Source organism: Mesorhizobium sp. M1428, from assembly GCF_040317515.1.
GTDB lineage: Bacteria > Pseudomonadota > Alphaproteobacteria > Rhizobiales > Rhizobiaceae > Mesorhizobium.
Window position 1 is genome coordinate 1 of the sequence record NZ_JAMYKT010000040.1, and the last position, 12,986, is coordinate 12,986.

Below are 12,986 nucleotides of genomic sequence, written 5' to 3' on the forward strand. Positions count from 1 at the left end.
CGAAGGAGACATTGGCTAAAGCGCACCATCCGGTGAGGGCTCCGCATCGGGTTCCTGACCTTGCAGGCGCATCGTAGGCTCGCTCTCGAACACGTGGCAGTTCGCTCAAAAAAGGCCCAGCTGCGAGGGCGACGTCGCCGACGATCATGTCTCGAAATTCCGTTTCCTAACCGAGATGCCATGCCACCACATCGATAAATTCTCGGGATCCATAGCCTGGAAGGCAGCGACTAAAGCCGCTTGCCCTGCGACAACCGCGCCAAATATTCAGGTATAGGATCAAATACGGCCAACGACATTCGTTCCAAGAACCGCTGCGGTGTCGTGAACGCATCTCTTTCAGTCACTATATGGCAATGCGCATCATCAATAGGAAGATCGTCAAAATTTTGAGAACTCCGGGTGCTGCTTTGATAGAAATAGCGGACGGTAGTGCAACCCTCTTGCTGCCTTGCTGTCCATTTGTTGACTCCATGAAGAATTGTTGGGGTTGCAGCTACATTCTGTGAGGGACGCAGAAGGGCCTCGGCACCGCTGATTTATTTGCGTGAGCTGCATTGATGGCTCTCTGGCCAATCACGTTCGATCCGGGCGCGAGCTATCTCCTGACAAGAATTTGGCCCGATCGCCTCTGGATGGAGAACTCGGCGAGGATCCGAATCCATGAGCGAATTCCCTTTTGAAAGCTGGAAAGATCGTATTTTTCGTTCGGACTGTGGTGGCGATTATCGGATCTCGCGAAACCGATGGGCAGAGATTCGAGCCCCAACCGATGCTTAACCACGCCGACAATTGGAATTGACCCGCCACTCCCGATCAGCACAGGTTCACAGCCCCATTCCTGTTTCAACCCAGCACGTGCGCTGGCAAGAAAGTGGCTTCTTGGCGAAATAACCGATGCAGGACTGCCTCCGTGCCCTTTAAACTCCACTTTGCAGTCGACAGGGGTTCTCGCACGAATATGCGCACGAAACTTGGATTGGATCTTTTCGGGATCTTGCCCAGGCACCAATCGGAAGGAAATCTTAGCGACAGCTCTGGAGGGAATAATCGTTTTCACGCCATCGCCGTAGTATCCCCCTACAATGCCGTTAATGTCGCAAGATGGTCGCGTCCAAATTTGCTCCAATACCGAATAGGAGGCGTCTCCGGCAGATTGCGATAGCCCTGCATCCCCAAGAAACGCGTCCGCAGCAAAATTCAGTTTGAGCAGTTGGCTTCTGACCTCTTCGTCCAATTCCTCAATATCGTCGTAGAACCCTTCAATTGTCACTTCGCCGTTTGCGCCTCTTAGGCTGGCAATCAGCTCGGCTAGGGTTTGGATAGGATTGCGCGCGGCATTGCCGTAAGCCCCGGAATGCAGGTCACGGTTGGCGCAACGTATTTCGATTTCTTCTTCCAATATCCCCCGAAACATGGCGGTGATTGCGGGCACCGTATCTTTCCAAAGATATGTATCGCAAAGCAACATCACATCAGCAGCCAGCTCGTTTCCGAATCGGTCCAAAAACGACTCCATACTCGGGCTTTCGCTCTCTTCCTCACCTTCGAAAAACATGGAGACGCTTATCGGCAGACCGCCTGTCACAGCCTTCCAGGAGCGACATGCTTCGATAAAGGTTAGAAGTTGCCCCTTGTCGTCCGATGCACCACGAGCAACAATATGGGTGTCGCCATCAGGTTGTGTTTTGAGCGTAGGCTCAAACGGGTTAGCTCCCCATGCCTCAAAGGGCTCTGCTGGTTGAACATCGTAGTGGCCGTAAAACAGGACATGTGGGCCGTCGGCTTTTTTGTGGTGCCCGACCACCATTGGATTTCCAATTGTAGGCCTGACAGACGCATCGAAGCCAATGCCTAATAACTCATTTGCTAACCAGGACGCTGCCTCGCGGCATTGCGGTGCATATAGCGCATCGCATGAGATGGAAGGGATTCGCAGCAGTTGGAAAAGCCGATCAAGGCTTGCGTTCACGTGGGCGTCCGCGTGCCGTAAGACGACCTCAACTGGTTGCTGCGGCACACCATCCCCCAAGTAGGATCTTTCCTCGGTTGACATGGTACCTTCCTCTCATCAGCGGAAGCACTGAACGTGGCGATGCTCCCTATATCTGGCTACCTATGCAGAGCCGTAATCTGTTGCTCTCGGAATGCTCCATGTCTGGTTTCCGGATCCACTTTTGAGGTGCAGTGGGATCCGGCGAAGTCGCCAACTGGTTGCACTTATTGAATCGATTTTCTGGTTCTCGTGGGGTTTTTGGTGTCACGCCTCTTGACTCAGTAGGTGTAAAAAAAATTTCTGGATCGATCTTCACCAGATCGGATGTTTGGGTGAGCGCCAGCATCAGACGAACCAGCTCTAGCCGCATAACCGCCCCACAGTTCCTCATGCTCCCCCGTCTTCTGACCGTTGGGCCATGCCCAGATCGTTCCGCAAGGTCGTAAAACAGATTGAGACGTCTCGCTCTCCTGACCCATCATGCGGCCCAAGCGCCAACCGCGAAGAGAATCGAGTTACCCTCGGAACGGTCCGATGCAAAGTGCAGGAGTACCTTGACCTCAGCGAACCCAATCAGAGAAGAGTCTAAGTGCTCTCGGAGAATTCCTTCCGTAGGAAGTATCGCCGGGATCCTCGTGGATAATTAGACAGATGACCAAACGTCTCGTAACCGAGAGACTGATAGAACGCTGGCGCCTGAAACTCGAAAGTGTTTAGCCACACTCCGACACATCCTCTGCGAAGAGCCCAACGCTCTGCAGACCTTACTAACCGAGACCCGATTTTCCGACCCCGCAATTCCTTGGGTACAAAAATCAATTCGATATGCAGCCAGTCATAGTAGCACGTTGCCCAAAGCCCACCCGCGGTTTTGCCGCTCCCGGGAGACTTGATGAGGATTGCAAATGACTTGAGGTCGTAAACGGAGCCCGTGCTCTCATTATGGATATATAATTGGTCTAAAATGGCTTTCCGGTCCGACTCGTCCGGCTGTTCTGTTATATTTATCAATTTACCCACTGCCTTGTTCCTTCCATGACAGGTTTTGCGTCTTGACTATAGCTCGGCAAGACTGATAGTAAATGTGCAGTGCCTTCAGAACAATTGGCGCTGATGAAACCATGAGGCCTCTTCTACTACTTCAGATCATATCGGATTTGCTCCCTTTCCGCTTTGACCTGCAGATTGGCGCTGCAATGTGCTGCCCGAGGCCAGAACTGATCTGCTCCCGGTCACAGTGATGTCATGCAACTTGGCGGCGACGATTTTTCTCATTTACAGGATTCCTCTTTCAGCTATAGACCCACCACACCGACGAGCGACTGCAGCGTTTGGTCGAGGGACAGGAAGTATCCGATGCCTTGCAGCCTCGGAACGATCGTGGCAAACCTCGTGCCGTTTTAGGTCATCAGGGCAGATCAGAATATTATGATCCCATTCAGCTACTTAGCCTCAGACCAACCAGAAAGTGGCCAACAAGCCTGTCGAGGTTCCGACATAGCGAGGTGTCGGCACAATAGGTTGACATCGGAGGTCGGAAGCAAGTAGCCTCGGGGATGATCTTTCCGCAGAGTTGGCTCATGAAGGCATTGACGCGTCGGCGCGCGACGGCTCTACATGGCTCTCCGCTGCCAGGAAGTAATCGAGCCGGAAAGCGCTAATTGCTACTGCTGCGGCCTGACCAGGTTCCTGGAGAACGGTCGCCTGGAGCTGGACCCCAACCCGGTCGAAAACGCCTTCAGGCCGGTGGCGACTGCGATATCGTCCTGGCCGGCGGCATGGACAGCATATCGCTGGTGCAGAACGACAATTGGAAGGCACCCACTATCGCGTCCCGGCGATCCGCGACGGATACTACATGCCAATGCTGGCAACTGCGGATTTTGGTTGCGCGCAAATATCGCGTCCCCCGTGCGGCGCAGGCTGAATATGCGCTGGTCGGCCAGAAGCGCACCGGCGCCGCGCGGGAAGCGGCACGCTTCGCCGAGGAGGTAATAGCCACCTTCGCACCGTCGCGCTGCTTGTGATTTTTCATTGAATGAGAGTCCACGGTCATTAACATACGCGAGCCCCGAGCAGGGGAACATGCTGTGCGACGGCGGAAGACGCGTTGGCGGTCATGAGGACCATGGTCGGTCGCTGGTCCCACGAACATATCGCCGCGTCGCTGAACCGGATGAGAATGCCCACAGGCCAAGGCAACCACCGCGTCGCTTCGGTTCGACGCCTAGTGGAATCCAAGTCTACCGATCTGCCGAAAAGGATGGCGAATGGCGCACCAAGGCGGCAAAGGCATTAGGCGTCACGAACCACGTGTCGCGCTACGCCGCCCTATTAAAGCCGGGACCTTTCCCGCTGAGCAGGAGCGCCTATCAAACCGTGCTGATTACCGGGCGTCGGAGCCGATCAATAAATGGCGGTGGCCCGGAAAAGGTCGCCCGCATCGCGTTGCGGACACGCTTCCAATTTTTACAGACACTTGATGAAGGAGTGCACAATGACTCACGAATCGCCGGAGCGGATCTGGTTGGCTGCCGTCGCGATCGCCAATAGGCCGGATGCGCATTGCCGGTCGATGGTCGCGGCGGGCACGCCGCCGGGAGGGCCGGCGGCGAAGACGGGATGGCGGGCGACATTGATGCCGCTGGTGCCCTGAGTCAGCTGTGATCATGCATCGGATCTGGATCGACGGCAGCGAATTCCGCTGGTCGAAGGAGGAGGCGACCGTGTGATCACCAGCTAAGCCTAATAAGATCCGCCCTTTCGGCGGTGATATGTCCCTGTTGGAGTGGACGGCTCCCGAACGGCACCGAATGTGCCAAATTGCGGATTTCCGACGAAGCCGGCCATGCATTCCAATCTGAAGCCGGCCACCTATTCCAATTTCATTCCGGCCACGATTCCGATTTGAAGCCGGCCACTTTCTGGGTCTGATCTTGGGTCGTTTTCGATGTTTGGATTGGGTTCGGGCGAAGGTCAAGCGGGTGATGAAGCCGATGGTGGTATGGAGCGTTGTTTTCGTAGGCTCTCCCCGTCGAGATCGATGCGATAGGCGTTGTGGACGAGGCGGTCGAGCACGGCATCGGCGATGGTGGGATTGCCGATGATTTCATACCAGTGGTCGACGGGGACCTGACTGGTGAAGATGGTCGATCGGCGCCCATGACGGTCTTCGACGATCTCAAGGAGATCGCGCCGCTGGTCGTCATCGAGCTTCTCGGGCCCCCAATCGTCGAGGATGAGCAGATCGGTTTTTGCCAGCGCCCGACCCGGTGCGAGCTAGGCCGAGATCGAGGAAGCGGAACGGCTTGCCAGCGCGCATGAGTTATCGCACGCCTGCCGAAAGGCTATGGGACGCTAGTGGGCGCATGCGGGGTGAAACTTTCCGGGGGGAACGCCAACGGGTGGCGATCGCACGCGCCTTCCTCGCGAATGCAGCCATCCTGATCCTTGATGAGGCGACCTCAAGCCTCGATTCGGAATCGGAGGTGCTGATCCAGAACGATGGAACGGCTAACGGTCGGCAGGACCACGCTGGTCATTGCGCATCGGCTCTCGACGGTACGCGCGCTCGACAGGCTGCTCGTCTTCGACCGCGGGCGCATCATCGAGGAAGGTAACCATGCAGCGCTGATCCATCTGGACTGCGGCATTTTCCGCCGCCTGTTCGAGCGACAGGCGCTGGAGCTGACAAAGGGGCTGGTCTGAGCCCAATACGGAACGGTGTGGAGTGGTGCGGCTTCCACTTTCTCGCGGCGGCGTCCTTTCCGCCGTCTTGGGAAAGCGACCGTCAACCGACACCTAGTGTAAAGTTTGTCGAGTCCGCGACACCGAGGGCTGTTCGGCTAGCTCCTGCTGCACTCTCGTTAAGCCATTGAATATATGCGGAGCACTTTTTTCTGAGGGCTCTTTCCGCGCAATTGGCACGGTTTTTGAAACTTCCTCGTTGCGAGGCGGCAGAAGCTGACGACCGACCTTCATGTCGTAGGTGAGATCTTAACTTGAACACGTGGGAGCCGTTCTGCCTTGCGGATTGATTTCAGGCCCACGGCTCCCCCGCAGCTTCCACGCCGCGATCACGCGCATGTGGCGAACGCTGCTTTGGATGCTGTCGTTGTGAAGATCGAACGAGGAGATTTCGGATTGCTAAGAATATTCAGACAGAGCGTTGAAGGCTGTCCGGTGATCGAAAGCCCTCCGCCAAATTTCACTGCGACAGCAGCTGCCCTTCTGGACTACTCGTCGCCGCAATCGCCACCACTACTTTGGCGGCACACGCACAACAGCTGACCGGCGGAGGAAATTTGGGCGTTCGACGTGGAAAAGGCACTACTATCGCGTTCACCTACCAAAACAGCGACTTCCCTGACTGTTTCCGCCGCGGAGACACCGACCCTGTTTGCAATCAACCCGATTGACACGACAGTCATCCGCTATACCGCCGATCCTGCAGCGGGGTTTGCGCTGACGGAGACACATGTCGAGAAGGTGGGTGAGACCGTCGTGCAGTGCAGGGGGAGGCCGATTGAGCGCCATGCACCAACTCGATCCCTTAGCCGTCGGCACCTCAATTGGACTTCTCGTTTTGGTGTTCGCTCGCGCTATTCTTCACAAGATCACAGATTTCGGGGAGTTGCGGCAAACCGTCATCGATTATCGTATCGCGCCGAAGCGATTGGCCAGACCTATAGCTGCCGCGCTGACTGGTGCCGAGAGTCTCACCCTGGCATCGCTGCTTACGCCGGGCTTCAGAGGCTACGGAACGCTAGCGGCGGCGTTTGCTTTATTGGGCTATGGCGCAGCGATGGCGATCAACCTGGCACGTGGGCGCACAAGCATCGATTGCGGCTGTGGCCGCCACGGTCAGAGCATCTCCTGGGTACTCGTTGGCCGCAACATCCTGCTTGCGGGCCTTGCTGGAATCGCCGCCGCACCGGTGGTGGCACGGCCCTTCGGTGGGTTCGATGTAATGCTGATGCCAACAGTCGTCGGGGCGGCTTGGCTGCTTTTGCTCGTTTTCGAGAGGCTGCTGCAGACCTTCTCAGATTTGCGGGCTGTCGGCGCCTACGGCATCGAATATTTAAGGGGGCGGATATGACACTTCAGGCGCTGGCTGTCGCGGTTGTGATTTTATGGCTCCTGATGATCGCCTTGCTGATCGTCGTTCTGGCGCTCGCCCGGCAGGTAGGTGCTCTGTTCGAGCGCGTCGCTCCTCTGGGGGCGCTTGTCACCGATTCAGGCTCCAGCTTTGGCGATCCAGTTCCCCAGAGGAACCTGACGACGCTTGACGGGCGCTCGATCGCCGTCGGCGTTCCCGGGGACCGAAGCCAGCTCTTCTTTTTCCTGTCGCCGAACTGCCCGCTTTGTAAGCGGCTTTTGCCCGTCTTCAAATCGGCCCGAACCGCGGAAGCCGGCTGGCTTGACGTGGTTCCCGCCAGCGACGGCGAACGCAGCATCCACGGGCGTTTCGTTCGAGAGCGCGACCTTGGCGACGTTCCCTATGTACTGTCTCGTGACTTCGGTATGATTTTTCGTGTCAGTCGGCTGCCCTTCGCCGTCCCGGCCGTGTGCCCGGGCTCGCGGGCATCAACAAATTGCTCCTGCATCCTGATGGGCGACTGTTTCTTGCCAATGTGCCGGACATTGAGAACTCCGGTCTTTCGGACAGTCAGATCGCCAAGCTACTGAACTGGGCGCTCAATCATTGGGGCGATCGCTTGATCGGTGAGATTGGCCCGCCGCTGACCGGCGATGAAACCAGGCGTCTTGAGAAGATCCCCGTGGACGATCTCACTCGCCTACGCGGCCGCATCGCGGATGACCTCACAGCTCAAGGCATCGATGTCGGGTCTTATTCGGCGCAGTGAGTTCAAATCGGCATCAAACGGGAGCTCGACCCACATCCGGCCCGCGGCTCCGGAAAAGAGGCTGCGCCAACCAGGGAGATCGTAGGCAAAATGGCATGGGACAACGAACGTCTTAGCGCTCTTCGCAACAAGTATGGACAAGGGGCCAGCGGTGAGCCGTTCGATCCAAAGTTCCGCCGTATGGCCAATAAGATATTCGCGTTTTCTGGCTCCGGCGGCGCGCCCTATGCCGGCATCCCCACTTTCCTCGACGCGCCCTACCGCGCGATCGACCCCTCCAATCCCGATTTCGGCGACATCCAGGTGGCGATAGTCGGCATGCCGATGGATCTGGGCGTCACCAATCGCACCGGCGCCAGCTTCGGGCCGCGCGCGTTACGCGCCATCGAGCGTATTGGCCCCTACAATCACGTACTCGACTGCGCGCCGGTGTTTGATCTACGCGTCGCAGACATTGGCGACGTCCCCTTTTCCAGCCGGTATCGGCTCGAGCAGTGCCACGCCGACATTGAGGCCTATGTCGACAGCATCGTCGCGGCCGGCGTGATACCGCTCACGGTCGGTGGCGACCATTCTATCACCCATCCGATCCTCAAGGCGGTCGGCAGAGAACGTCCGGTTGGACTTATTCACATCGACGCTCATTGCGACACCGGCGGTGCTTTCGGCCAGACCAGGTTCCATCATGGTGGCCCTTTTCGCAATGCGGTGCTCGACGGTGTGCTCGATCCGACGCGCACCATCCAGATCGGTATCCGTGGTACAGCGGAATATTTTTGGGAATTTTCCTACGAATCCGGCATGACGGTAATCCATGGCGAGGACATCCCCTCTATTGGCATTCCCCCCATCATCGAAAAGGCGCTGCAGGTCGTCGGCGACGGCCCCACTTATCTCTCCTTCGACATTGACAGCCTGGATCCCGCCTTTGCCCCCGGAACAGGGACGCCAGAAATGGGTGGGCTCTCCACCCGGGAAGTGCTGGAGTTCCTCCGCGGCCTCAAGGGCATCGACCTTGTCGGCGGCGATGTCGTCGAAGTCGCACCGCAATATGATGCCACGACCAATACCGCTCAGGCCGGCGCTCAGGTGCTTTTCGAGATACTGAGCCTGATGGCTTTCAGTCCCTCCATTGCTCACAAGCCGGGCTAGGGAGCCATAGGATCAACCACGGACCAGCGAAGCGAACGGCTTAAATCGTTAACCTGGGTCATGGGGCACCTCTGTCGCTTCCATCGAAAGACGATGGTGCCGTATCGCCGCCGCTCGCAACCGGGATCGTCGCCCGATCAAGAACGCAGCGGCCACGCCGTTTTCGATTTCAATCAGCCCGCAGGCGGCGAAAACCAAACGACCAGCCTCACCGGTCGCGGCACATCGCCGCTCATCGGCCACTCAAATCCGCTTCGCTGATTGGACCGGGACAAATGCCGTTTCCGCCACGCCGCTCCAACACGGCCCCCGCGCTTGTCGCCCCCAACTTGAACAAGACGCTATCTGCAATCTCATGCCGCCGCGCCACGTCGTAAACAACAGCACCGGGCTCGAAGCTTTCCTCGTCGATCCGGATCTTGTCCTCATGCCGCCAGCCGTTCGGCACCCAAAACCTCAATCTTCATCGACCTTAAGACCGGAAACTCTGACGAACCTCTCCAATAACGGAAGGCTGCCCGCCAGATGGATCCTTACCAGGAACCGCCCCTTCCATCTGAGGGAATCCGCTCGTTCTGGCCTTTTTGCCCGCAAACCGGGATCATCGGGAAACGCGCTGCGGGCTTCTGTATTCACATCGCGTCGCACGGTAGCAGCACGAACGATCTCGGCCGGACCAATTGCGAAAGGACTGGCATTGGCCCGATCGCACAGGTCCTTGCGCATCGGAAGAGCTACTCTAGCTGACGTAAATACCCGCCGATCACGTGACCTCCGACGCCATCACGCCATGCTCAAAGAACGGCTGTAACCAGACTCCCCTTCCCTCGCGCGATTACCGCCAACGTCTCTCAACTGACGTGAACACGTCCACACGCATCATAGGGCTACTCCCCGGAGTCCTTTTCCCTCCATGGAAATCAGCAATCCCGACGCCCACTGCTCAACCTCGCTCCACACTGCTATGGCGACTTTCAGACAGACTTGTTGGATATGCGGCATGTAGCCTTAAAGCGATCATGTTGCTCAGAAAGGATTTTTCCTTTGGCACGGCACATGCATCGTCATCCGCAAATGCATCACGGACTGAGGAGAAAGCCTTGCCGTCCGCACAACTCATCTCAAACTACACCGTCGTCAAGCTGCCTGTCAGCCAGCTCCGACCATCCGAGAAAATCAACATTGAACGTGCGCGGACACTAGCAAGGATGATCACCGAAAAGGGGCGGTGGACCCGGCCGATCTTTGTCGAATATCGCCATTCCGTGATCATGGACGGTCACCATCGCCTTTTCTGTGCCGGGGAGCTCGGTCTCTTGTCTGTTCCATGCGTCTTGCTTTCCTATGATGATCCAAACTTGCATGTGACCTACTGGTCCAAGCCCGGTCCCGTTGACGTGGAAAGTATCATCAAGGCCGGCCTATCCGGCGACCTGATGGGCTTCAAGACGACAAACCACAAGTTACGGATTGCTCTGCCATGCTGCTCAATCGATCTTGACGACCTAAGATGAGGAACGATCAATGTTCCAGAAATACTTTTCTGACGAACCGGGGCCGCTACTCAGCGATTGGATGCTCGATTTACTCACTAGCCGATCCGAACTGGCCGCTTGGATCGATGGTTTCGGGTCGCCGCTGCATGTGGTGTATCCAGACCAAGCTAGCAAAAACTACCTCCAATGGCTGAACGAGTTGCGGACCGTCTATGGCGATTGTCAGATCCAGTTCGCGTTGAAGGCCTGTAAGTCTGCTTCGCTCCTGCGCGCATTCGCACTGGTTGGCGCTGGCGCCGACGTTTCTTCTGCCCACGAGATGGCTTCGGCCTTCATGAATCTAGTGCCAGCGGAGCGCATGTCGATGACGGGGCCGGCGAAGTCCGATTACGAAATCAATCTTTGCATACGCCATAAGGTGGCCATCCACATCGATTGCATCGAAGAACTGAAACGCGTTCTCGCATTGGGGGACGCTGTAGGCGGTGTCGGTCGCCTGTTTCTTCGGACCCGTCCCTTAAGCGAACCCGGCTCTCGCTTTGGAATGACCGAGGATCAACTGATAGCGTGTCTGTCGCTGCTCGAAATGGCCAAGGTAGAGCGGGTTGGCGTGTCATTTCATATCAACGACTACCAGGTTCAGACGCGCGCAGAACAATTGCGCTTCTGCATCGCCTTCCTACGGCGTCTCTGCGCTAAATGCCTGACGCTCGGCGGAATCGACATCGGTGGTGGATATCCCATGCGCTACCTTCAAAGGTTCGATCCGGTTGCATACGGCCGTGGCGTCCACTGGGGCAACGTAGCAAAACCCGGCAACTACCCTTACGTTCCGGAGCTTTCTGGAGTCCAGCACGCGGCTGCAGTGATCCAGACCGCTCTAGCCGACCCGCGAGATCGCAACTTCCTCAACCGTCACCGGCTACCGATCCTACTGCAGCCTGGTCGCTCGCTTCTAGACCAGTGCGGGATCAGCGCCTTCGATGTGATCGATGTCAAGGACCTTGGAGACCGTCGATTCGGGGTAGTGCTTGACGGTATGTCGTTTTCGCTCTCCGAAACCTGGTTTGGCGCTGATTTCGTGCCGTCTCCGGTGGTCGTGTGGCGAAAAAAACGCGAGGTGCCGCGACACGATGCAAGCTATTTTCTGGTCGGGCGCAGCTGTCTTGAAGCCGATGTCATCCGCTGGCGCGGCCTGACAATCGAGGGTGGCATCGCCCGGGGTGATCTTGTCGTCTTCGCCAATACCGCCGGTTACCAAATGGATTCGAATGAGAGTTCGTTCCACCAAATTCCGTTACCCAAAAAGATAGCCGCGGTCCGGCGTCCGCGCGGGTGGAAGATCTTTGCCGACGAAACCCTTAGCAAAGAGGGGATTGCCCCCAATGATCGTCAATAGCATCCTTGAAACTATTGGACGCACGCCCATGCTGCACATTCCTCTGCGGTGCGGTGAGGTCGGCCTGTATGTCAAGTTAGAAATGTTCAATCCTACTGGATCGATGAAGGATCGGATGGCATTGAGCATGGTCAACAGCCTGCCTATCACGCTGGATGAAGCTGCCGTCAGTATTGTCGAATCCTCCTCAGGGAACACAGCCAGTGCGTTGGCTATGATCTCAGCCGTGCGCAGACTCGAATTTACTGCCCTCATGGACTCCCATGCAAGTTTCGACAAGATCGTTACTGTTGGTGCATTCGGCAGCAACGTCCGAGTCGTTGGTAGTGGCGATGGCGCCCTAGCCACCGACCAGCGTGACGAGGAGGCCAGGCGGATTGCCATCGAAGAGGGCGCTGACTGGACCGAGCAGCACAACAACCCTGCCAACGCCGCCGGCTACATGGGACTAGCGGCTGAATTGCTGGAGGATCTCGGCCCGAGAATTACGCATTTTGTCTCGGCCATCGGTACCGGTGGATCGCTTTGCGGGACCGCGCGTCAACTGCGGCTGCATATACCCGAAGTCCAAGTGATTGGCGTGGAACCTGTCGGAAGTATCATCTTTGGCGGTCAGGGCGGATGCTACCGTCAATCGGGCACTGGTACACCCGAAGGGGCCAATGTGGGCATGGTGATCGATTACGACGTGATAGATTGGGGTCGGAAAGTAAGCGACGACAATGCCTTTTCGATTTGTCACTACCTGGCGCGGCGGCACGGATTGCTTGTCGGGGGCTCGACCGGCGGGGCGATCTACGAGGCGCTCAGCCTGGCCCGTGAAGCGCCGGTTGGATCGCGCATCGTGACCCTGGCCTGCGACAGCGGCACAAAGTACCTAGACACAATCTTCAATCAGGACTGGCTGTCGACTCACGATGTTCACTTAATTGACGTTGAGGCGGAATTTGCCGAGCTTTTCGCGAGTGCACCGGCTGTGCCGCAGCCGCCCGCTGAGGACAATGGTACGCCTACCAAGAGTCTGAGGTCAGGGCATGGCTGAACAAGCTGATGCTGATGTCCTCGAAAACCGCCAC

At 57.2% G+C, this 12,986-nt stretch carries 12 protein-coding genes and 3 pseudogenes; 10 read left to right on the forward strand and 5 right to left on the reverse strand.

The window, feature by feature from the left end; translation table 11 throughout:
- Positions 1 to 598: 598 nt before the first annotated feature.
- Entirely contained in the window at positions 599 to 2,056 is a 1,458-nt protein-coding gene (locus NKG60_RS30210; RefSeq protein ID WP_352976414.1) for a M20/M25/M40 family metallo-hydrolase, read from the reverse strand.
- Positions 2,057 to 2,581: 525 nt separating this feature from the next.
- Positions 2,582 to 3,016 (reverse strand): GNAT family N-acetyltransferase, encoded by a 435-nt coding sequence (locus tag NKG60_RS30215; protein ID WP_352976416.1) that lies wholly within the window; start codon positions 3,014 to 3,016, stop codon positions 2,582 to 2,584.
- 654 nt (positions 3,017 to 3,670) lie between these two features.
- Here NKG60_RS30215 and NKG60_RS32370 point away from each other — a divergent pair.
- Both NKG60_RS32370 and NKG60_RS30220 read left to right on the forward strand, forming a co-directional pair.
- A pseudogene (locus NKG60_RS32370) lies at positions 3,671 to 3,745 on the forward strand (IS66 family transposase); the annotation flags it as partial.
- A 29-nt stretch (positions 3,746 to 3,774) separates the two neighbouring features.
- A complete protein-coding gene (locus NKG60_RS30220; protein WP_352976417.1) occupies positions 3,775 to 4,023 on the forward strand; it encodes a hypothetical protein in 249 nt (82 codons plus the stop codon).
- Between the two features lie 475 nt (positions 4,024 to 4,498).
- On the opposite strand, the gene NKG60_RS30225 is transcribed toward NKG60_RS30220, so the two are convergent.
- The gene (locus NKG60_RS30225) at positions 4,499 to 4,657 is read right to left on the reverse strand and encodes a thiolase family protein (RefSeq protein WP_352976455.1); all 159 of its coding nucleotides are present in this window, start codon (positions 4,655 to 4,657) and stop codon (positions 4,499 to 4,501) included.
- A gap of 315 nt (positions 4,658 to 4,972) precedes the next feature.
- Positions 4,973 to 5,254, reverse strand: a pseudogene (locus NKG60_RS30230) (ATP-binding protein); the annotation flags it as partial.
- Here NKG60_RS30230 and NKG60_RS30235 point away from each other — a divergent pair.
- The 5 genes and pseudogenes from NKG60_RS30235 to speB all read left to right on the forward strand — a co-directional run.
- Positions 5,253 to 5,704: pseudogene (locus NKG60_RS30235) on the forward strand (ATP-binding cassette domain-containing protein); the annotation flags it as partial. The pseudogenes NKG60_RS30230 and NKG60_RS30235 sit on opposite strands and share 2 nt — an antisense overlap.
- Positions 5,705 to 6,530: 826 nt before the next feature.
- Entirely contained in the window at positions 6,531 to 7,094 is a 564-nt protein-coding gene (locus NKG60_RS30240) for a MauE/DoxX family redox-associated membrane protein (RefSeq protein WP_352976457.1), read from the forward strand.
- Positions 7,091 to 7,684, forward strand: a complete 594-nt coding sequence (locus tag NKG60_RS30245) for a thioredoxin domain-containing protein (protein ID WP_352976419.1) — start codon at positions 7,091 to 7,093, stop codon at positions 7,682 to 7,684. Before NKG60_RS30240 ends, NKG60_RS30245 begins: the two co-directional genes overlap by 4 nt.
- Before the next feature lie 29 nt (positions 7,685 to 7,713).
- Positions 7,714 to 7,863 (forward strand): hypothetical protein, encoded by a 150-nt coding sequence (locus NKG60_RS30250; protein ID WP_352976420.1) that lies wholly within the window; start codon positions 7,714 to 7,716, stop codon positions 7,861 to 7,863.
- Positions 7,864 to 7,953: 90 nt separating this feature from the next.
- Positions 7,954 to 9,015, forward strand: a complete 1,062-nt coding sequence (speB, locus tag NKG60_RS30255; protein ID WP_352976422.1) for an agmatinase — start codon at positions 7,954 to 7,956, stop codon at positions 9,013 to 9,015.
- A gap of 232 nt (positions 9,016 to 9,247) precedes the next feature.
- Here speB and NKG60_RS30260 read toward each other — a convergent pair whose 3' ends face one another.
- Complete coding sequence (locus NKG60_RS30260) at positions 9,248 to 9,463, reverse strand: transposase (protein WP_352976423.1); 216 nt, start codon at positions 9,461 to 9,463, stop codon at positions 9,248 to 9,250.
- Between the two features lie 652 nt (positions 9,464 to 10,115).
- On the opposite strand from NKG60_RS30260, the gene NKG60_RS30265 reads away from it, so the two are divergent.
- Genes NKG60_RS30265 through NKG60_RS30275 form a run of 3 tightly spaced genes read left to right on the forward strand, consistent with a single transcriptional unit; the run spans position 10,116 to position 12,952 of the window.
- Complete coding sequence (locus tag NKG60_RS30265) at positions 10,116 to 10,529, forward strand: ParB N-terminal domain-containing protein (protein ID WP_352976425.1); 414 nt, start codon at positions 10,116 to 10,118, stop codon at positions 10,527 to 10,529.
- 10 nt (positions 10,530 to 10,539) lie between these two features.
- Positions 10,540 to 11,910, forward strand: coding sequence for a type III PLP-dependent enzyme domain-containing protein (locus tag NKG60_RS30270; RefSeq protein WP_352976427.1), 1,371 nt, complete (start codon positions 10,540 to 10,542; stop codon positions 11,908 to 11,910).
- Positions 11,897 to 12,952 (forward strand): PLP-dependent cysteine synthase family protein, encoded by a 1,056-nt coding sequence (locus NKG60_RS30275; RefSeq protein WP_352976429.1) that lies wholly within the window; start codon positions 11,897 to 11,899, stop codon positions 12,950 to 12,952. Before NKG60_RS30270 ends, NKG60_RS30275 begins: the two co-directional genes overlap by 14 nt.
- Positions 12,953 to 12,986 lie beyond the last annotated feature (34 nt).